Origin of the sequence: Streptomyces sp. CA-243310, assembly GCF_050936775.1 — a bacterium.
GTDB lineage: Bacteria > Actinomycetota > Actinomycetes > Streptomycetales > Streptomycetaceae > Streptomyces.
Genome location: NZ_JBNJMF010000002.1, coordinates 1516531 through 1536668, shown reverse-complemented (window position 1 = coordinate 1536668; position 20138 = coordinate 1516531). Strand labels below are relative to the sequence as shown.

The 20138-nt window shown below is 69.3% G+C and carries 20 protein-coding genes; 18 read left to right on the top strand and 2 right to left on the bottom strand.

What is annotated here, in order from left to right; all coding sequences use genetic code 11:
- The first annotated feature begins 110 nt into the window (after positions 1-110).
- Positions 111-725, top strand: coding sequence for a hypothetical protein (locus ACQEVM_RS24550; RefSeq protein WP_433082439.1), 615 nt, complete (start codon positions 111-113; stop codon positions 723-725).
- Between the two features lie 4 nt (positions 726-729).
- On the opposite strand, the gene ACQEVM_RS24545 is transcribed toward ACQEVM_RS24550, so the two are convergent.
- The gene (locus tag ACQEVM_RS24545; protein WP_433082437.1) at positions 730-1050 is read right to left on the bottom strand and encodes a ferredoxin; all 321 of its coding nucleotides are present in this window, start codon (positions 1048-1050) and stop codon (positions 730-732) included.
- A gap of 264 nt (positions 1051-1314) precedes the next feature.
- Here ACQEVM_RS24545 and arc point away from each other — a divergent pair, with 264 nt between their 5' ends.
- The 6 genes from arc (at position 1315) to prcA (ending at position 7431) form a co-directional block, all read left to right on the top strand.
- Positions 1315-3081 carry a proteasome ATPase gene (gene arc / locus ACQEVM_RS24540; protein WP_351752020.1) on the top strand — a complete coding sequence of 589 codons (1767 nt, stop codon included), beginning with the start codon at positions 1315-1317 and terminating at the stop codon, positions 3079-3081.
- A 252-nt stretch (positions 3082-3333) separates the two neighbouring features.
- Positions 3334-4845 (top strand): depupylase/deamidase Dop, encoded by a 1512-nt coding sequence (dop, locus tag ACQEVM_RS24535; RefSeq protein WP_433082434.1) that lies wholly within the window; start codon positions 3334-3336, stop codon positions 4843-4845.
- Positions 4846-5038: 193 nt separating this feature from the next.
- Positions 5039-5251: a ubiquitin-like protein Pup gene (locus ACQEVM_RS24530; RefSeq protein WP_030233608.1), complete on the top strand. Its 213-nt coding sequence runs from the start codon at positions 5039-5041 to the stop codon at positions 5249-5251.
- Positions 5252-5595: 344 nt separating this feature from the next.
- Complete coding sequence (locus ACQEVM_RS24525; protein ID WP_433082432.1) at positions 5596-5829, top strand: endonuclease VII domain-containing protein; 234 nt, start codon at positions 5596-5598, stop codon at positions 5827-5829.
- Positions 5781-6620: a proteasome subunit beta gene (gene prcB / locus ACQEVM_RS24520; RefSeq protein ID WP_351375550.1), complete on the top strand. Its 840-nt coding sequence runs from the start codon at positions 5781-5783 to the stop codon at positions 6618-6620. Before ACQEVM_RS24525 ends, prcB begins: the two co-directional genes overlap by 49 nt.
- Before the next feature lie 46 nt (positions 6621-6666).
- Complete coding sequence (prcA, locus tag ACQEVM_RS24515) at positions 6667-7431, top strand: proteasome subunit alpha (protein WP_351917259.1); 765 nt, start codon at positions 6667-6669, stop codon at positions 7429-7431.
- Between the two features lie 59 nt (positions 7432-7490).
- Here the strand turns inward: prcA and ACQEVM_RS24510 are convergent, their stop codons facing one another.
- Positions 7491-8486: a LacI family DNA-binding transcriptional regulator gene (locus tag ACQEVM_RS24510; RefSeq protein ID WP_433082429.1), complete on the bottom strand. Its 996-nt coding sequence runs from the start codon at positions 8484-8486 to the stop codon at positions 7491-7493.
- A gap of 135 nt (positions 8487-8621) precedes the next feature.
- Between ACQEVM_RS24510 and ACQEVM_RS24505 the strand changes: the two genes are divergently transcribed.
- The 11 genes from ACQEVM_RS24505 to ACQEVM_RS24455 all read left to right on the top strand — a co-directional run bounded on the left by ACQEVM_RS24505 (position 8622) and on the right by ACQEVM_RS24455 (position 20059).
- Positions 8622-9884 carry an MFS transporter gene (locus tag ACQEVM_RS24505; RefSeq protein ID WP_433082427.1) on the top strand — a complete coding sequence of 421 codons (1263 nt, stop codon included), beginning with the start codon at positions 8622-8624 and terminating at the stop codon, positions 9882-9884.
- A gap of 58 nt (positions 9885-9942) precedes the next feature.
- Entirely contained in the window at positions 9943-11304 is a 1362-nt protein-coding gene (gene pafA, locus ACQEVM_RS24500) for a Pup--protein ligase (protein ID WP_053678744.1), read from the top strand.
- A gap of 130 nt (positions 11305-11434) precedes the next feature.
- Positions 11435-12439: an FKBP-type peptidyl-prolyl cis-trans isomerase gene (locus tag ACQEVM_RS24495; protein WP_351375540.1), complete on the top strand. Its 1005-nt coding sequence runs from the start codon at positions 11435-11437 to the stop codon at positions 12437-12439.
- A 69-nt stretch (positions 12440-12508) separates the two neighbouring features.
- On the top strand, positions 12509-12889 hold the full coding sequence (locus tag ACQEVM_RS24490; protein WP_433082424.1) for an FKBP-type peptidyl-prolyl cis-trans isomerase: 381 nt from the start codon (positions 12509-12511) through the stop codon (positions 12887-12889).
- Positions 12890-13040: 151 nt separating this feature from the next.
- Positions 13041-14000, top strand: a complete 960-nt coding sequence (locus ACQEVM_RS24485; protein ID WP_433082422.1) for a helix-turn-helix transcriptional regulator — start codon at positions 13041-13043, stop codon at positions 13998-14000.
- Positions 14001-14045: 45 nt separating this feature from the next.
- Positions 14046-15014 (top strand): helix-turn-helix transcriptional regulator, encoded by a 969-nt coding sequence (locus tag ACQEVM_RS24480; RefSeq protein WP_433082420.1) that lies wholly within the window; start codon positions 14046-14048, stop codon positions 15012-15014.
- A gap of 15 nt (positions 15015-15029) precedes the next feature.
- On the top strand, positions 15030-15302 hold the full coding sequence (locus ACQEVM_RS24475) for a hypothetical protein (protein WP_078998915.1): 273 nt from the start codon (positions 15030-15032) through the stop codon (positions 15300-15302).
- Between the two features lie 25 nt (positions 15303-15327).
- Positions 15328-15528, top strand: a complete 201-nt coding sequence (locus ACQEVM_RS24470; protein WP_266972279.1) for a hypothetical protein — start codon at positions 15328-15330, stop codon at positions 15526-15528.
- Positions 15529-15725: 197 nt separating this feature from the next.
- Positions 15726-16022, top strand: a complete 297-nt coding sequence (tatA, locus tag ACQEVM_RS24465; protein WP_433082417.1) for a Sec-independent protein translocase subunit TatA — start codon at positions 15726-15728, stop codon at positions 16020-16022.
- 56 nt (positions 16023-16078) lie between these two features.
- Complete coding sequence (tatC, locus tag ACQEVM_RS24460; RefSeq protein ID WP_351375525.1) at positions 16079-17035, top strand: twin-arginine translocase subunit TatC; 957 nt, start codon at positions 16079-16081, stop codon at positions 17033-17035.
- A gap of 186 nt (positions 17036-17221) precedes the next feature.
- Entirely contained in the window at positions 17222-20059 is a 2838-nt protein-coding gene (locus ACQEVM_RS24455) for a DEAD/DEAH box helicase (protein WP_433082414.1), read from the top strand.
- The last annotated feature ends 79 nt before the right edge of the window (positions 20060-20138 follow it).

The following is a 20138-nucleotide window of genomic DNA, read 5'->3' as shown; positions in this document are numbered from 1 at the left end:
TTCGTTGTACCGGACATCGTGCGACCCGTCCGGACCCACCCGTTCCACCCCGGTGTGAGGTGTGGCACGATGCTGGCTCCCCGTCACCCTTCGCACAGGAGACACCCCGCGTGCTGCACAGCCCCACCGAGCCGGCCCCCACGCTGGAACTCCTGGCGCACCACCGCACCAGGCCCCTCCACTGGATCGCCACGGCCTCGGCCATGGCCGCCGTCATCGCCGGAGCGGGCCTCCTGCAACCGGACCCCGCCAACGGGGCCTCCGCGGCGCCGTCCGCCGCCGGGAACCCGGGGACCCGCAGCGCGCCCCGGGAGCCCGCCCCCGACGCGCACGCGCTCACGTACCCACTGGACTGCCGCGGCCTCGCACAGGCCGTCACGGCCACCGCCGAGGGCGATCTCGACGGGGACGGACACCCCGAGACCGTCGCCGCCGTACGCTGCGACGCCGGCTCGGGAACCCCGCCCCACGCCCTCTACGTGCTCACCCGGGGCCCGGCCGCCGGTTCCGCCCCCCGCGTCGTCGCCACCCTGCTCGACCCCGCGCGCCGGCAGAACGCCACCGACCTCACCGTGAGCGACGGGCAGGTCACCGCCACGCTCCTCGGCTATTCCTCACGCGAGGTACCGCGCTCCGACCCCGATGTGAGGCAGCTCTCCAAGTGGCGTTGGGTGGGCGGAAAATTCCGCCAGGAGCTGACGGACTCGACCGCCAGAAGTGTTTGAACCGTCACTCGGCGTCGGGACCGTAGACCTCGACCCTGTCCGAAACGCGCCTTACGTGGATGCAGTCACCCGGACATTCCTTCGCCGAGTCGACCACGTCCCGCAGCAGCGTCAGAGGAACCGGAGTGGTCGCCCCCACGTCCTGCAGGAGCTCGTCCTCGGGGCTCTTCACGTACGCCAGACCATCGATGTCCAGCTCGAACACCTCCGGGGCGTACTGCACGCAGATGCCGTCCCCGGTGCAGAGGTCCTGGTCGATCCAGACCTCAAGCGACGCATCCGTCCCACCGGCGCCGCCCGCGGGAGCCTCCTGCTGCACGGTCATATCTCCTGCCGTTCCCTGCACTGAGTGATCCATCCCGGTCGCAACTCGCAGCAAGTCGCGCGAGCCCTGACGGGTGTTGAACACTTCGACCTTACAACCGGCTGCTTTCCGATGTCGCTGGGTGGGTATTTCCTAGGCGTGAGGGAGTACGCAAGGGTGAAGATCGGACACACCCCTACCGTCTTTGTGATCTAGGGGTTTCAATCACCACCAGCCCAGGTAGGGTCAGGAAGCGTCCAGCTCCCCTTGGAGGAGGTGAGGACCGTGGCAGCCCACGACGACGACATCAACCGCGGCATCCGGCCCGGGCGAGGGTCTGATGACCCCGCCGGCCAGGTTGCCTATCTCGAGCAGGAAATCGCCGTCCTGCGACGTAAGCTCGCCGACTCTCCGCGGCACGCGAGGATTCTGGAAGAGCGGATCGTCGAGCTCCAGACGAATCTGGCCGGCGTATCCACGCAGAACGAACGACTGGCGAATACCCTCCGTGAGGCCCGCGACCAGATTGTGGCCCTCAAAGAAGAAGTCGACCGGCTCGCCCAGCCGCCGGCCGGATTCGGTGTCTTCCTTCAGGCGAACGAGGACGGCACCGTCGACATCTTCACCGGAGGCCGGAAGCTTCGCGTGAACGTGAGCCCCAGCGTCGAACCGGAAGACCTCCGGCGCGGCCAGGAGGTCATGCTCAACGAAGCGCTCAACGTGGTCGAGGCCATGGAGTTCGAACGGGCCGGGGACATCGTCACCCTCAAGGAGATCCTCGAGGACGGCGAGCGCGCCCTGGTGGTCGGGCACACCGACGAGGAAAGGGTGGTGAGGCTCGCCGAGCCGCTCCTGGACATCACCATCCGCCCCGGCGACGCCCTCCTGCTCGAACCCCGCTCCGGCTACGTCTACGAAGTGGTGCCGAAGAGCGAGGTCGAGGAACTCGTCCTCGAAGAGGTCCCGGACATCGACTACGACAAGATCGGCGGCCTGGGCGACCAGATCGAGCTGATCCGCGACGCCGTCGAGCTCCCGTACCTCCACCCCGACCTCTTCAAGGAACACGAACTGCGGCCCCCCAAGGGCATCCTGCTCTACGGCCCTCCCGGCTGTGGCAAGACGCTCATCGCCAAGGCCGTCGCCAACTCCCTTGCCAAGAAGGTCGCCGAGGTCACCGGCCAGCCCGCGGGGAAGTCCTACTTCCTCAACATCAAGGGCCCCGAACTCCTCAACAAGTACGTCGGCGAGACCGAGCGGCACATCCGCCTCGTCTTCCAGCGTGCCCGTGAAAAGGCCAGCGAGGGCACCCCCGTCATCGTCTTCTTCGACGAGATGGAATCCCTCTTCCGCACCCGCGGATCCGGTGTCAGCTCGGACGTGGAGAACACCATCGTCCCCCAGCTGCTCGCCGAGATCGACGGCGTGGAAGGCCTGGAGAACGTCATCGTCATCGGCGCCTCCAACCGCGAGGACATGATCGACCCCGCCATCCTGCGCCCCGGCCGTCTCGACGTGAAGATCAAGATCGAGCGTCCCGACGCCGAGGCCGCGAAGGACATCTTCGCGAAGTACCTCAAGGCCACCCTGCCCCTGCACACGGACGACCTGTCCGAACACCAGGACTCCAGGGCCGGCACCGTCCACAGCATGATCCAGACCGTCGTCGAGCAGATGTACGCCGAAACCGAGGAGAACCGCTTCCTCGAGGTCACGTACGCCAACGGCGACAAGGAAGTCCTCTACTTCAAGGACTTCAACTCGGGCGCGATGATCCAGAACATCGTGGACCGTGCGAAGAAGATGGCCATCAAGGCCTTCCTCGAGCACAAGCAGAAGGGCCTCCGGGTCTCCCATCTCCTCCAGGCCTGCGTGGACGAGTTCAAGGAGAACGAGGACCTCCCGAACACCACCAACCCGGACGACTGGGCCCGCATCTCCGGAAAGAAGGGCGAGCGGATCGTATTCATCCGTACGCTCGTCACCGGAAAGCAAGGCGCGGACACAGGACGGTCCATCGACACGGTGGCGAACACCGGTCAGTACCTCTGACAAAGCGGGGCGGCTGCGGGTGCCCGGCCAAGGGCACCCGCAGCCGACTGCTTTATGCCGACTGCTTTTCAGCCGGTGACAAGGCACATTCAATGACTGAAATGATCTCCCCACCAGCGCGGAGTGGTTCTAGGCTCTTCCGTACCGCCGGTCGCGCAGCGCGGGGACGGGCACCGCACGAAACGCACCGGAGCACCAGCGGTACTTGAGCGCCGTTCCCGAGTGGGAGCGCCGCCGGGCAAGGAGGGCCGCATGACCGTACGGCGAGTAATGGGGATCGAGACGGAGTACGGGATCTCCGTCCCGGGGCACCCGAACGCCAATGCCATGCTCACCTCGTCCCAGATCGTCAACGCCTACGCGGCGGCGATGCACCGGGCGCGCCGCGCCCGCTGGGACTTCGAGGAGGAGAATCCGCTGCGGGACGCCCGCGGCTTCGACCTCGCCCGCGAGGCCGCCGACAACAGCCAGCTGACCGACGAGGACATCGGCCTCGCCAACGTCATCCTCACCAACGGCGCCCGGCTCTACGTCGACCACGCGCACCCCGAGTACAGCTCGCCCGAGATCACCAATCCGCTCGACGCCGTCCTCTGGGACAAGGCCGGCGAACGGATCATGGCCGAGGCGGCCGAGCGGGCCGCACAGCTCCCCGGAGCCCAACCGATCCACCTCTACAAGAACAACACCGACAACAAGGGCGCCTCCTACGGCACGCACGAGAACTACCTGATGAAGCGGGAGACCCCCTTCTCGGACATCGTGCGCCACCTGACCCCCTTCTTCGTCTCACGCCAGGTCGTCACGGGCGCCGGACGCGTCGGCATCGGCCAGGACGGGCGCGAGCACGGCTTCCAGATCAGCCAGCGCGCGGACTACTTCGAAGTCGAGGTCGGTCTGGAGACCACCCTCAAGCGGCCCATCATCAACACCCGCGACGAACCGCACTCCGACGCCGAGAAGTACCGCCGGCTCCACGTGATCATCGGAGACGCGAACCTGTCGGAGATCTCCACCTACCTCAAGCTCGGCACCACCGCCCTGGTCCTGTCGATGATCGAGGACGGGTTCATCAACGTGGATCTGGCCGTGGACCAGCCGGTGCGCACCCTCCATCAGGTCTCCCACGACCCCGACCTCGGCCACCTGATCACGCTGCGCAGCGGGCGGACACTGACCGCCGTACAACTCCAGATGGAGTACTTCGAGCTGGCCAGGAAGTACGTGGACGAGCGTTTCGGGTCCGACGCGGACGAGCAGACCAAGGATGTCCTCGCTCGGTGGGAGGACGTACTGGGCCGGCTGGAGACGGACCCGATGAGCCTGTCCGGCGAGCTGGACTGGATCGCGAAGCGGGAGATCCTGGAGGGCTACCGCCGACGGGACAGCCTCGACTGGGACGCCGCCCGGCTGCATCTGGTGGACCTCCAGTACGCGGACGTACGGCCGGAGAAGGGCCTGTACAACCGCCTGGTGGCCCGCGGCAAGATGAAGCGACTGGTGGACGAGACCGCCGTGGAACGGGCCGAGGTGAAGCCTCCGGAGGACACCCGGGCGTATTTCCGGGGCCGGTGTCTGGAGCAGTACGCCGACGACGTGGCCGCGGCCTCGTGGGACTCGGTGATCTTCGACCTGCCGGGCCACGACTCGCTCCAGCGGGTCCCCACCCTGGAGCCCCTGCGCGGCACCAGGGCCCACGTGAAGGAGCTCCTGGACCGCTGTCGGACGGCGGAGGAACTGGTGCGGGTGCTCTCGGGCCGCTGAGCCCATTTCCGGTACCGGGACGGGGCCTGAAAAGGCCCCGCCGAGGGAATCATGAAGTCACCCGGACGTTGTGAAAGTACGGGGACGAATGTCGGGGCCTCCTTGTAGGGTCCGACGTAGGGTCTGATCTTGAGAGATCCCGAATCCGGGGTCTCTCGACATGAGCGTGCGAACCGAGCGGGGTGAGGTAGACATGGCGACCAAGGACACCGGCGGCGGACAGCAGAAGGCGACGCGCTCGACCGAGGAGGTCGAGGAAGCGGCGGTCGAGGAATCGACCGACCTCAAGGAGCGTCAGGAAAAGCTCTCCGACGACGTCGATTCGGTACTTGACGAGATTGACGATGTCCTCGAGGAGAATGCTGAGGACTTCGTTCGGAGTTTCGTGCAAAAGGGCGGCGAATAGCCATCGAATCCAAGGCGAACTCGCTGGCATCGGGGGCATGTCCCATGGGGCCGAGTGGTGTCGTGGCTGCGTCGTGGACGTGTCGCTGAGCGGATTCGCTTCAGACCGAGACCGCGGAGACGGTCCGCAGACGAGTTGTCGGGAGTGTGTGGCCGCGCACCGGGCCACACGCCATCGGCGCCGTCGGGCCGCCGTGGGCGAGGTCGTCAAGGAGAAGGTGGACGTGCCGTCCGGGCGCAAGCCGTGCAGGGTCCGCGGTGTCTGCGGTGAGATCGAGCCGCACGCGGGGTCGTGCGGTTCACCCGAAGCATTCGTGAGGAACCGCCGAGGCGCGGCGCGACGAGATGATCGCCGCTCGAGGCGGGGTCTGCGTGATCTTCGGATCGGCTCCGGCCGATCATGTGGATCACGATCATCAGACGGGTAGGGTCCGAGGCGTGCTGTGCTTCAGCTGCGACGCGGCCTCGGGGCAGTTCAAGGATCGGCCGGACGTCACAAGGCGTGCAGCCGCTTACGTGGAAGGAAACCTGTGGAACCCAACACTCGTAGCACAGGGCGTCTACCGGCAGCCTTCCTGACGCCGGGGTCCTCGTCCTTCATGGACTTCCTGGGGGCGCACCAGCCCGAGATGTTGCCGGGGAACCGCAAGCTCCCCGACGGTGTCGTCGAGGCGCCGCACGGGACGACGATCGTCGCGACGACGTTCCCCGGCGGCGTGGTGCTCGCCGGTGACCGGCGGGCGACCATGGGGAACATGATCGCCCAGCGGGACATCGAGAAGGTGTTCCCGGCCGACGAGTACTCCGCGGTGGGCATCGCGGGCACGGCCGGCCTCGCCGTCGAGATGGTGAAGTTGTTCCAGCTGGAGCTGGAGCACTTCGAGAAGGTGGAGGGGACGACCCTCTCGCTGGAGGGCAAGGCGAACCGCCTGTCCACCATGATCCGCAGCAACCTCGGCATGGCGATGCAGGGCTTGGCCGTCGTTCCGCTCTTCGCGGGCTACGACGAGGCCAAGGAGAAGGGTCGGATCTTCTCCTACGACGTGACGGGCGGTCGCTCCGAGGAGCACGGCTTCGCCGCCACCGGATCCGGTTCGATCTTCGCCCGCGGGTCCATGAAGAAGCTGTACCGCCCCGACCTGACGGAGGAGCAGGCCACCACGCTGGTCGTGCAGGCGCTGTACGACGCGGCCGACGACGACTCGGCGACGGGTGGTCCGGACCTCTACCGCCACATCTATCCCATTGTCACCGTCATCACCGACGAGGGCTTCCGCCGGCTGAGCGACGACGAGTCGCAGGCGCTGGCCCGCTCGGTGACCGACCGTCGGCTGGAGCAGCCCGACGGCCCGCGCGCCGCACTGCTCTGACCATCCGTCGCCTCGTAGGAGCCCAGAAGAAAGGGACGGTCAGCCGGTGTCGACTCCGTTCTATGTTTCACCTCAGCAGGCCATGGCCGACCGGGCGGAATACGCCCGCAAGGGCATCGCCCGCGGTCGCAGCCTGGTCGTGCTGCAATACGCCGACGGCATCGTGTTCGTGGGGGAGAACCCGTCCCGCGCGCTGCACAAGTTCAGTGAGATCTACGACCGGATCGGCTTCGCCGCCGCCGGCAAGTACAACGAGTACGAGAACCTGCGGATCGGTGGCGTGCGCTACGCGGATCTGCGCGGATACACCTACGACCGCGACGACGTGACGGCCCGTGGGCTCGCCAACGTCTACGCGCAGACGCTGGGAACCATCTTCTCCAGCGCGGGCGAGAAGCCGTACGAGGTGGAGCTGGTGGTCGCCGAGGTCGGTCCGACGGCCGCGGGCGACCAGATCTACCGGCTGCCGCACGACGGTTCGATCGTGGACGAGCACGGCTCGGTCGCGGTCGGCGGCAACGCCGAGCAGATCAGCACGTTCCTCGATCAGCGTCACCAGGACGGGATGACCCTGTCCGAGGCGTTGAAGCTGGCGGTGCAGGCGCTGTCGAGTCAGGCGAACGGCGCCGACAAGGCGATTCCGGCCGAGCGGCTGGAGGTCGCGGTGCTGGACCGTACGCGGGCGCAGCAGCGGAAGTTCAAGCGGATCCGGGGTCGGCAGTTGGCGCGGTTGTTGGAGGCCGACGTGCCGGCGGCGGCGCAGGCCGATGCCGTGTCGAATGACGAGGTGCCGGAGGACGACGCCGAGTAGGTCGTGTGTGTGGAGGGGCCCCGGTCTGCCGTTCGCGGTGGGTCGGGGCCTTTGCGCGTTCAGGCGGGGGCGGGGCCGGTGGAGTCGCGGACGACGAGTTCGACGGGGATGTCGGGGGCGGACCAGGGGGTGCCGTCGAGGACGGCGAGGAGCGCGCTCATGCCCTGCTCGCCGACACGTTCGGCCGGCAGCCGGACGGTGGTGAGTTCGGGTTCGACGGCGGTGGCGAGGGCGAGGTCGTCGAAGCCGGTGACGGAGAGGTCGTCGGGGACGCGCAGGCCGAGGCGGCGGGCGGCCTTGCAGGCACCGGCGGCGAGGATGTCGTCGTCGCAGATGACGGCGGTGGGTCGGGGCCCGGGGGCCTCCAGGAGGGCTTCCATGGCCGTGCGGGCGCCGTGCACGGTGAGGGGGGCCCGGATGGTGCGCAGTTCGGTGGAGGGGCCCAGGAGGGCAGGCAGGGCCTTGGCGCGGATGTCGAAGGTCCAGGAGTCGACCGCGGAGGCGAGGTGGAGGAAGCGGCGGTGGCCGTGGTCGAGGAGGTGGGTGGCGGCTTGCCGCATGCCGTCGGCCATGGCGAGGTTGACGTGGGCGGCGGCGGTGTCGGAGGCGGGGTCGCTGTCGAGCATGACGAGCGGGAGGCCTTCGCGGCCCAGGGCGTCGAGGGCGTCGGCGGCCATCGAGGAGGCGATGACTCCGTCGAGGGCGGCGCGGGCGGAGGCGAAGGGGTCGCGGGCGGGTCCGGTGCCGTCGGGGGAGGGGTAGAGGACGACGCCGAAGCCGTGTTCGGCGGCGACGCGGGCGGCTCCGGTGTAGACGCGGGCGAAGAACTCGTTGGTGAGGGCGGGGACGACGAGGAGGGCGGTGCGGGTGGAGCCCAGGCGCAGGTTGCGGGCGGCGAGGTTGGGGCGGTAGCCGAGGGCGGCGGCGCTCTCGCGGACGAGGTCGGCGGTGCGTTCGGAGACGCGTCCGCGCCATTTGTCGCCGAGGACGAGGGAGACGGTGGCCTGGGAGACCCCGGCGGCGGCGGCGACGTCCCGGCTGGTGGGTCTCGTCACAGGGGGCTCCCGTTGTCGCAGGTCATGGGGCGGGGGGTGGTCCGGCGGGTGGACCCGCGGACTGGGGACATGGTACGTATGACCCGTCAAGTTATACGTATTACCCCGGCTGGTTCCGGGCAGGAGGGGGCGGACATGGCCGCGGGTTACGCGGAGCTGCTCAAGACCAGGCACGCCGCGAGGCTGCTGGTGGGCACGCTCGTAGGGCGGTTGCCCAATGGCACCGCAGCCATCGCGATCGTGCTGTTCACCCGGGCCGAGGGCGGCAGCTACAGCCTGGCGGGCGCGCTGGCGGCGGCGTACGGGGTGGCCAACGCGGTGGGGCAGCCGCTCCTGGGCCGGGCCGTGGACCTGTACGGGCAGCCGCGCGTGCAACTGCCGTCCGCCGTGGTCTCCGCCCTGGGCATGGTGTGGCTGGCCCTCGCGGGGACCGGGCAGGTGGCGGTGGCCTACGCGGCCGTGGTCGTGGCGGGGCTGTTCACGCCTCCGCTGGAGGGCGGGCTGCGCGCGCTGTGGCCGGGGGTGCTCGGCGGCAAGGAGGAGCGGGTCCACGTGGCGTACGCCATGGACGCGGTGGCGCAGGAGGTCATGTTCACGGTCGGTCCGCTGCTGGTGACGCTCTTCGTCGCGCTGTGGGACCCGTCGGTCGCGCTGCTGGTGATCAATGGCATCGGCGTGTTGGGCGCGCTGTCCGTGGTGGTCTCCGAACCCTCCCGTACGTGGCGTTCCGCGCCGCGGGAGGCCCATTGGCTGGGTGCGCTGCGCTCTCGGGGGTTGCTGGCGCTGTTGGGCGCGTTCTTCTTCGTCGGGACGGCGCTGGGTTCGATCACGGTGGCCGGTGTGGCGTACGCCGACGATCACGGCGGTCAGGCGGTGTACGGCTGGTTGATGGCGGCCCTGGGGCTGGGCGCACTGGTGGGCGGTGTGGTCTACGGGGCCCGGCAGTGGGCCGGGGCGGCGGAGCGGCGGCTGCGGATGCTGGTGGCGCTGCTCGCCGTCTGCTACCTGCCGTTGATGCTGACACCGGGACCGGTGGGCATGACGGCGTTGGCGGCGTTGGCGGGCGTGTTCCTGGCGCCCGCCATCGCGTGCGCGTTCATCGTCGTGGACCGGCACGCTCCGCGGGGCACGGTGACGGAGGCGTTCTCCTGGCTGGTGACCTTCTTCGGGGTGGGTGCGGCGATCGGTACGGCGGTGGCCGGGCCGGCGGTGGAACTGGGTGACACGAGGGCCGGTTTCGCGGTGGCGAGCGTGGCCGGGGCGGCGGCGCTGGTGGTGCTGATGGCCACTCAGCGGGTGCTGGCCGCCCCGGTGCGCGGCGGGGTAGTGGCGGGCGCCGGCGGGGCCGTCGCGGAGGGCTCGGAGGAGGGCTCCGCGGACCCCCTGATCAGAAACTGATCGGAACGGCGCCGGCGAACCCGGTTTCAGAAGAGGGCAGAAGGCGTAATGTTCAGTCATGGACCGCCGCATTTTCGGGCTGGAGAACGAGTACGGCGTCACGTGCACGTTCAGGGGACAGCGCCGACTGTCTCCTGACGAAGTGGCGCGCTACCTCTTCCGCCGTGTTGTGTCATGGGGCCGCAGCAGCAATGTCTTCCTGCGGAACGGCGCCCGCCTCTACCTCGACGTGGGTTCGCATCCGGAATATGCAACTCCCGAATGCGACAACCTGATCGAACTGGTCACCCACGACAAGGCCGGCGAGCGCATTCTCGAAGGCCTGCTCGTCGACGCCGAACGCCGCCTGCACGAGGAGGGAATCGCGGGCGACGTCTACCTGTTCAAGAACAACACCGACTCGGCGGGCAATTCTTACGGCTGCCACGAGAACTATCTCGTGGCGCGGCACGGAGAATTCTCCCGTCTGGCGGACATCCTCATTCCCTTCCTCGTCACGCGCCAGCTGATCTGTGGCGCGGGCAAGGTGCTCCAGACCCCCCGGGGCGCGGTCTACTGCGTCAGCCAGCGGGCCGAGCACATCTGGGAGGGAGTCAGTTCCGCCACGACGCGTTCCCGGCCGATCATCAACACCAGGGACGAGCCGCACGCGGATGCCGAGCGGTACCGGCGACTGCACGTGATCGTCGGTGACTCGAACATGTCCGAGACGACCATGCTGCTCAAGGTCGGGGCCACCGATCTGGTGCTGCGCATGATCGAGGCGGGCACCGTGATGCGGGACCTGACCCTGGAGAACCCGATCCGGGCCATCCGTGAGGTCAGCCACGACATCACGGGGCAGCGCAAGGTGCGCCTGGCGAGCGGTCGCGAGGCCTCCGCCCTGGAGATCCAGCGCGAGTACTACGACAAGGCGGTGGACTTCGCCGAGCGCCGGGGCATCCGCACCGGTGTCGTCGACCAGGTCCTGGAGCTGTGGGGTCGCACGCTCGACGCGATCGACGCGGAGGACCTGGATCGGATCGGGACCGAGATCGACTGGGTCATGAAGTACCAGCTGATCGAGCGGTACCGGGCCAAGCACAACATGACCATGTCGAACCCGCGGGTCGCCCAGATAGACCTCGCGTACCACGACATCCACCGTCGGCGCGGTCTGTACTACCTGCTGGAGCGCAAGGGGCAGGCGGCGCGGATCTGCAACGACCTCAAGATCTTCGAGGGCAAGTCGGTGCCCCCGCAGACGACCAGGGCCCGGCTGCGCGGTGACTTCATCCGCCGGGCGCAGGAGCAGAGGCGGGACTTCACCGTCGACTGGGTGCACCTGAAGCTGAACGACCAGGCGCAGCGGACGGTGCTGTGCAAGGACCCGTTCCGGTCGGTGGACGACCGGGTGGAGAAGTTGATCGCCGGGATGTGATGTCCGGCGGCGGAGGGCCCCGTGCGCAGTGGCGTGCGGGGCCCTCCGCACGGCGCCGCCTTGTCGGCGAGGGGGTTGGCCGTAGAGTGGGCCGCTACGACGGACCATTCCAGCAACCCTGAGGACCACTGTGCGACGCCGACTTGCTGCCGCGCTCATCGTGCCGGCTCTGATGCTCACCGCGGCCTGTGGAGGGGGCGACGACAAGGACAAGAAGGATTCCGCGTCCCCGTCGGCCGACGCCTCGCAGCCCTCGGTACCGAAGGCGGTCGCGTCCGCGGACCCGATGCCCACCGTGGCGGGTGAGGCCGGGAAGAAGGCGGAGATCACCGTTCCCAAGGGCGACCCGAGCGGCAAGTTCGTGGTGAGCACGGTCAAGGAGGGGTCGGGCGCGGAGATCAAGAAGGGCGATCTCGTCGTCACGAAGTACACGGGCAAGGTCTGGAAGGGCGGCAAGGACCTGAACGGGTCCTACGACGAGGGCGGCGCGCCGATCGTCGTCACCGCCGGTTCCCCGGAGATCCTGCCGTTGTTCAGCGAGTCCGTGGTCGGCAAGAAGGTCGGCAGTCGTGTGCTGGTCGTGGCGCCCCCGGCGGCCGCGTTCGGCGACAAGGGTCAGCCGCAGCTGGGAGTCGGTCCCACCGACAACCTGGTCTTCGTGATGGACATCGACTCGACCCTGCCGAAGAAGGCCGAGGGCACGCAGGCGCCGATCCCGTCGGACCTGCCCCAGGTCAAGGCGGACAAGGACGAGGCCGCCACGATCACGATCCCGAAGAACGACCCTCCGAAGGAACTGGTCGACAAGGTCCTGATCGAGGGCAAGGGTCCCGAGGTCAAGAACGGCCAGACCGTCTACATGCAGTACAGCGGTGCCGCGTGGGCGCCGAACCAGGGCAAGGATGCCGCGAAGCTGTTCGACACCTCCTGGAAGACCGGCTCGCCGTTCTCCACGGCGATCGGCAAGGGGCAGGTCATCGAGGGCTGGGACAAGGGTCTGGTCGGCAAGAAGGTCGGCAGTCGCGTCCTGCTGGTGATTCCGCCGGAGATGGCCTACAAGGACCAGGCCAAGGGTGAGGACCTGCCGGCCAACTCCACCCTCGCGTTCGTCGTGGACATCGTCGGAGCAGTGTAAGACTGGTTCGGTCCTCTTCCCGGTTCAGGCCGGGAGGGGCCCCGGTTCTTAGATTTGAGGAGCAGTTCCGTGAGTGACCAGCTTGAGAAGCCCGAGATCGACTTCCCCGAGGGCGACGCCCCCGCCGATCTCGTGATCGAGGACATCTGGGTGGGCGACGGCACCGAGGCCAAGGTCGGTGCGTTCATCAAGGTCCACTACGTGGGCGTGGCGTTCTCCACGGGCGAGGAGTTCGACGCCTCCTGGAACCGCGGTTCCGCGCTGGCGTTCCAGCTCGGTGTCGGCCAGGTCATCAAGGGCTGGGACCAGGGCGTGCAGGGAATGAAGGTCGGCGGCCGCCGCAAGATCACCATTCCCGCGCACCTCGCGTACGGGGACAGCGGCGCGGGTGGCGGCCTGATCGCCCCGGGCGAGACGCTGATCTTCGTCTGTGACCTGATGGACGCCTGATCCTTCGGTCGTTGAGGCTGTGGGCCCCCGCCGGGACGGCGGGGGCCCTCGCTTTTGCGGGGGACCGCCGGGACGGTACGGTCAACGGTCACGAGGCCGTGCGCGTACGCGTACGCCGGGGGTGTGCGTCGAGAAGGGCGGAAGGGCGTCGATGGCGATTGCCAAGGCCGAGCGGCTGATGAATCTGGCGCTGTGTCTGCTGGGGACCCGACGGCCCCTCAGCAAGCGTGAGCTGCGCGGTTCGATCGAGGCCTACATGGAAGCCGGCAACGACGAATCCTTCAACCGGATGTTCGAACGGGACAAGGACGACCTGCGGGAACTCGGCCTGGTCATCGAGACGGTGGAGAACCTTGACGGTGACACGGGCTACCTGGCCCGTCGGGACAGCAATCGGCTGCCCCCGGTCTCCCTGGACGCCGAGGAGGCCGCCGCCCTCGGGTTGGCGGCGAAGGTCTGGCAGCAGGCCCGCCTGGCGGGCGCGGCCAGCGGAGCCCTGCAGAAGCTGCGCGCGGGCGGGATGCCCGAGGCGGGCGACCCGTACGAAGGTCAACACAGTGCCATCGAACCGCGGATCCCGGTGCACGAGGCCGCCTTCGAGCCGCTGATGTTGGCGTGCCGCGACCGGCGGCCGGTGGTCTTCGACTACCGCAAGTCCACCGCGGCGAGGCCCGAGACCCGTCAGGTCGAGCCCTGGGCGTTGGAGTGCTGGCGCGGCCACTGGTACCTGGCCGGCTTCGACCGGGACCGCGGTGCGGAGCGGGTGTTCCGGCTCTCCCGGATCACCGGCAAGGTCCGCTCCCGGGCCGCGAAGTACACCGCTCAGGTGCCGGACGTGGTGACCGTGCGGGAGACCGTCGCGAGCTGGGCCGGCGAGAGCGCCGACCGGTCCGCGCTGATCCGGCTGCGCACCGGGGCCGGCTATCCGCTGCGGGCCAAGGCCACCGGGGTGCGCGAGGGCGTGGCCGAGGGTTGGGACGAGCTGGAGATCCCTTACGGGCACGGGCTGGACGCCTGGCTGGTCGAGTTCGGCCCGGACGTCGTGGTGCTGGAACCCGCGGACCTGCGGGCCGACGTGGTGGACCGGCTGCGCGCCGTCGCCAAGGGCTGAACCGCAACATTCGCCAGAACCGCCCTGAGGGGGAGACGTACCAGCATGGCTGCGAACGCCATTGACCAGACCCGCCGGATGCTGTCCCTGGTGACGTATCTGCGCGAACGCCCCGGAGCGCACGTCGCCGACGTCGCGCGCGCCTTCGGGATCACCGAGGACGAGCTGATCTCGGACCTCGACGTGCTGCCCATGTGCGGCACCAGCTTCCGGGGCGGGGACCTGCTCGACATCGACACCGACGGGGAGCGCATCTGGTGGCGCAACCCCGACGCGTCGGGGGAGTCCACCGCCGAGCCGCTGCGGCTGTCCGCCGACGAGGCGACCGCGCTGCTGGTCGCCGCACGCGCGGTGGCCACGCTGCCGGGGTTGCGCGAGAGCGACCGGGACGCGCTGCTGCGGGCCACGGCCAAGCTGGAGGCCGCGGCGGGCGAGGTCGCCGGGGCGAGTTCCCGGCTGTCGGTGACCTTCGAGTCGGAGGGCGGGGTCTTCGCGGACGTCGACCGGGCGATCGCCGAGCGGCGCCGGGTCCGGCTGCGGTACTACTCGCCCGCGCGGGACGAGCTGACCGAGCGCACGGTGGACCCGATCCGGCTGTTCGCGGTGGGCCACACGTACATGGAGGGGTGGTGCCACCTCTCGGAGGCCCGGCGGACCTTCCGCCTGGACCGGGTCGCCGAGATCACGCTCCTGGACGAGCGGTCCGACCCGCCCGCGATCGAGCCGCGCGACCTGTCCGAGGGGCTGGTCCAGCCGGCCGCCGAGGACCCGGAGGTCGTGGTCGAGGTGGGCCCCGGCGGGCGCTGGGTCGCCGAGTACTACCCGCACGACAGCGCCGAGGAGCTGGCGGAGGGCGGTCTGCGGATCACCCTGCGCAGCCCGGACCCGGCCTCGCTGCGCCGGCTGGCGCTGCGGCTGGGCCGCGAGGGGCGCATCGTGTCGCCGCCGGAGCTGGCGGACAGCGCGCGGAAGGCCGCTGGAGAGGCGCTCGCGGGGTACGGGGAACAGGGCTAGGGGGAGCGGGGAGCGATGTCGCCATCATCGGGGCCGGTGCCGGGGTCCGGCCCGGCGGATTCGGCGGCGGCGCCCGCCGCGGTCACCTTCAAGGCGGGCTGTCCGCAGTGCCGGGCCCGGTTCGAGCTGGGGGCGGGCGCACTGAGACTGGCCATCGGGGGCAGTCGGCGGACCACCTTCTACTCGTTCACGTGCCCCGAGTGCGGCGCCTCGGTGCGCAAGCCCGCCGGTGAACGGATCGTGGAGCTCCTGACGGGTGGCGGAGTGAGCACCCTGCGCAGTGTCTGAGCCGGTCGTGGCCTAGGCTCGTCCCATGCTGTGGCCGATGCTCGCAATTGCCCTGGGTTTCCTCGGTGTCGCCGTTCTCGGCGTGCTGGCCGTACGAGTCTTCGTGCAGGTCCGGCGGCTGTCCGGCCAGGTGGCCGACGCCAGCCGCCGGATCACCGAGGCCTCGGGCGACCTCGAACGGGCCGCGAGCGATCTGGCCCGCACGGGACGCGCCACACTCCCGTAACTCCTGCCCATGGAAACCGCGGGTCGGGACCCGTACCGTCGGTCCCGTCACCCGCGCGCACGGATGCGGGGAGACGCCGGGGGATTGCCGGGCGTTAACCCCCGGGGGTTACGATCGTTGCAGGAAGGTGTGCCGGATCTTCGTTCGGCGTGACCCGCCACCACAACCAGCCGTTTCGGTGAGTAAGGAAGACACACATGATCGGCAATCTGAAGCCCCTAGAGATCCTTCTGATCATCGCTGTCATCGTGTTGCTGTTCGGTGCCAAGAAGCTCCCCGAGATGGCTCGCTCCCTCGGCAAGTCGGCCCGCATCCTCAAGAGCGAGGCGAAGGCCATGAAGAAGGACGGCGAGCCCGACGACGCGCCGACCGCCGCCACGGTCGCCGACCAGGCCGGCGCCCAGCCCGTCGCGCCGCGCACGATCCAGGCCGCGCCCGGTGACGTCACCAGCTCGCGTCCGGTCAGCGAGCCGAACCGCACCACCCAGGGCTGACGGCCGACGGCCACACCGGTCACGCCAGTCATCTGCATCGAGACGAGGGACGTGGGTTGCTCAAGTCTGCCCGCAAGCAGGAGAAAGCGGACAAGGACGCCGAAGGGCGCATGCCTCTTGTCGAGCACCTGCGTGAGCTGAGAAACCGCCTGCTGAAGTCGGTCCTGGCGATCATCCTGATCACCAGCGTCGCGGCCTTCTTCTACAAGGACCTCATCGACTTCATGCTGAAGCCGATGCTGGGCTCCGTCGGCTGCACCGACGGGGTGGTGTCGCAGCGCAACGGCCGCCCCTGCGCCGACATGACCGTGAACGGCCTCATCGCACCGTTCTCGATCGCCCTCAAGGTCTCGCTCACCGCGGGCATCGTCCTCTCCGCCCCGGTGTGGCTCTACCAGCTGTGGGCCTTCGTGGCCCCCGGCCTGCACGGCCACGAGAAGAAGTACGCGATCAGCTTCGTCGCGGTCGGAGCGCCGCTCTTCGGCGCCGGCGCGGTCCTCGCGTACAAGATCCTTCCGCAGACCGCGACGATCCTGCTGGAATTCACCCCCGATCACGCGCGCAACCTGCTGCCGGTCGACGACTACCTCGACCTGGTCACGCGGATGGTCGTCGTCTTCGGCCTCGCCTTCGAACTGCCGCTGCTGCTGATCCTGCTGAACTTCACCGGGGTCCTCACCGCGAAGCGACTGGCGAGCTGGTGGCGGGTGATGGTCCTCGGCATCACGATCTTCTCCGCCTTCGCGACGCCCACCGGTGACCCGCTCACCATGGTGTCGCTGGCCGCCCCGATCGTCGCCCTCTACTTCATCGCGCTCGGCATCTGCCTGATCAACGACCGCAGGCGCAGGCGCAAGAACCCCGACGCGGGTCTCGACGACGACGAGGCAGCCGAGCTGGACCTGACCCCCGCCCCGATCGGCGCGGTGGGCTCCGCGCCCGCCCCCTCCGCACTGCCGGAGCAAGCCGACGGCGGACGCCGGCAGATCAACGGTTACGACGACGCGACCTGACGGGTGGGCCCCGGACCACCGGGGCCCCACGTCCCTCCCGGCGCGGGCGCGCGCCCGGGATCCCCGGAGGCCGCCGGCATCACCGCCTGCGCGGACGGCGAGCCGCCGGGGCCGCTGCCGGCCACCCCGCACTCGTCGTAAAGATCGCGACTGTTGTCAGGGCCGGCGGGTAGGCTCGACGACAAGATGACCGAAGAACTCTCACCCGCGGAGCGCTACGCCGCTGCCCGGATCCGCGCCGCCGAAGAGGCCACCGCCCTGGCACCCTTCCGCGAGATGTACGAATTCGGCCTGGACCCGTACCAGGTCGAGGCATGCAAGGCACTGGAGGCCGGAAAAGGCGTCCTCGTCGCCGCGCCGACCGGATCGGGCAAGACGATCGTCGGCGAGTTCGCCGTGCACCTCGCCCTGCGGCAGGGCCGCAAGTGCTTCTACACCACGCCCATCAAGGCCCTGTCGAACCAGAAGTACGCCGACCTCGTCAAGCGATACGGCGCCGACAAGGTGGGCCTGCTGACCGGCGACAACAGCATCAACTCCGAGGCACCCGTGGTCGTCATGACCACCGAGGTGCTCCGCAACATGCTCTACGCGGGCTCCCAGTCGCTGCGCGGCCTCGGCTACGTCGTGATGGACGAAGTGCACTACCTCTCCGACCGGTTCCGCGGAGCCGTCTGGGAGGAGGTCATCATCCACCTCCCCGAGTCGGTGACCCTGGTCTCCCTCTCCGCGACCGTGTCCAACGCCGAGGAGTTCGGCGACTGGCTCGACACCGTGCGCGGCGACACCGAGGTGATCGTCTCCGAGGAGCGGCCCGTTCCGCTGTGGCAGCACGTCATGGCCGGCCGCCGGGTCTACGACCTCTTCGAGGAGGAGTCCGACCACGGGGGTCGCGGCTCCGGCCGCCGCGAGGTCAACCCGGACCTGCTGCGCATGGCGCGCGAGGAGAACAGCCGCACGTACAGCCCGAAGGACCGGCGGCGCGGCAAGATGGTCCGCGAGGCCGACCGCGAGCGCGAGCGCCGTTCCCGCAGCCGGATCTGGACCCCGAGCCGGCCCGAGGTCATCGGCCGGCTCGACAACGACGACCTGCTCCCCGCCATCAACTTCATCTTCAGCCGGGCCGGCTGCGAGGCCGCCGTCCAGCAGTGCCTCTACGCCGGGCTGCGGCTCAACGACGAGGCCGGGCGCCTGCGGGTGCGCGAGATCGTCGAGGCGCGGACCGCCACCATCCCCAGCGAGGACCTGCACGTCCTCGGCTACTACGAGTGGCTCGAAGGCCTGGAGCGGGGCATCGCCGCACACCACGCGGGCATGCTGCCGAAGTTCAAGGAGGTCGTCGAGGAACTCTTCGTCCGCGGCCTCGTGAAGGCCGTCTTCGCCACCGAGACCCTCGCGCTGGGCATCAACATGCCCGCCCGCACGGTCATCCTGGAGAAGCTGGTCAAGTGGAACGGCGAACAGCACGCCGACATCACCCCGGGTGAGTACACGCAGCTCACCGGGCGCGCCGGCCGGCGCGGCATCGACGTCGAGGGTCACGCGGTGGTGCTCTGGCAGCGGGGCATGGACCCGGCGGCCCTCGCCGGACTCGCCGGCACCCGCACCTATCCGCTGCGCTCCAGCTTCAAGCCCTCGTACAACATGGCCGTGAACCTGGTCCAGCAGTTCGGGCGGCACCGCTCGCGCGAACTCCTGGAGACCTCCTTCGCGCAGTTCCAGGCGGACCGTTCGGTCGTCGGCATCTCCAAGCAGGTCCAGCGCAACGAGGAGGGACTCCAGGGCTACCAGGAGGGCATGACCTGCCACCTGGGGAACTTCGAGGAGTACGCGCGGCTGCGCCGCGACCTCAAGGACCGCGAGACGGAACTCGCCAAGCAGGGCGCGGCCCAGCGCCGCGCCCAGGCCGCCGGATCGCTGGAGAAGCTCAAGCCGGGCGACATCATCCACGTGCCGACCGGCAAGTTCGCCGGGCTGGCGCTGGTCCTCGACCCGGGCGTGCCGGCCGGCCGTTCCAACGGACACCGCGGGTACGAGTACACCGAGGGTCCGCGCCCGCTGGTGCTCACCGCCGAACGCCAGGTCAAGCGGCTCGCCGCCATCGACTTCCCGGTGCCCGTCGAGGCGATCGACCGGATGCGGATCCCGAAGACCTTCAACCCGCGTTCCCCGCAGTCCCGTCGGGACCTGGCGACCGCGCTGCGCAGCAAGGCCGGGCACGTCAACCCGGAGCGCCAGCGGCGGGGCCGGGCCGCAGCGGCCGACGACCGCGAGATCGCCCGGCTGCGCACCGAACTGCGGGCACACCCCTGTCACGGCTGCGACGAGCGCGAGGACCACGCCCGTTGGGCCGAGCGCTACCACCGACTCCAGCGGGACACCCAGCAGTTGGAGCGGCGTATCGAGGGGCGGACGAACACCATCGCCCGCACCTTCGACCGGATCCACGCGCTGCTCACCGAGTTGGACTACCTGCGCGAGGACGAGGTCACCGTGCACGGCAAGCGGCTCGCCCGGCTGTACGGGGAGCTCGACCTGCTGGCGTCGGAATGCCTGCGCGAGGGGGTCTGGGAAGGCCTTTCCCCGGCCGAACTCGCCTCCTGCGTTTCGGCGTTGGTATTCGAGTCGCGGCAGGCCGACGACGCGGTGGCGCCCAAGGTGCCCGGCGGCGCGGCGAAGGCGGCGCTCGGCGAGATGGTCCGGATCTGGGGTCGGCTCGACGCGCTGGAGGAAGAACACCGCATCAACCAGGCGGAGGGGGTGGGTCAGCGCGAACCGGATCTCGGCTTCGCATGGGCGGCCCACCAGTGGGCCTCCGACAAGAGCCTGGACGAGGTGCTGCGCGAGGCGGAGATGCCGGCCGGCGACTTCGTGCGCTGGTGCAAGCAGGTCATCGACGTGCTGGGACAGATCGCCGCCGCGGCCCCGTCGTCCTCGGACAGCGGGAGCACGGTGGCGCGAAACGCCCGCAAGGCCGTGGACGGGCTCCTTCGGGGTGTAGTGGCATACAGCTCCATCAGCTAGACGCTTTTGGGGCTTCCTCCGAGAGTCGGGACGGCCGGATCTCATCTCTTGCCATGATCGATTCGACGTGTCCTGTGCG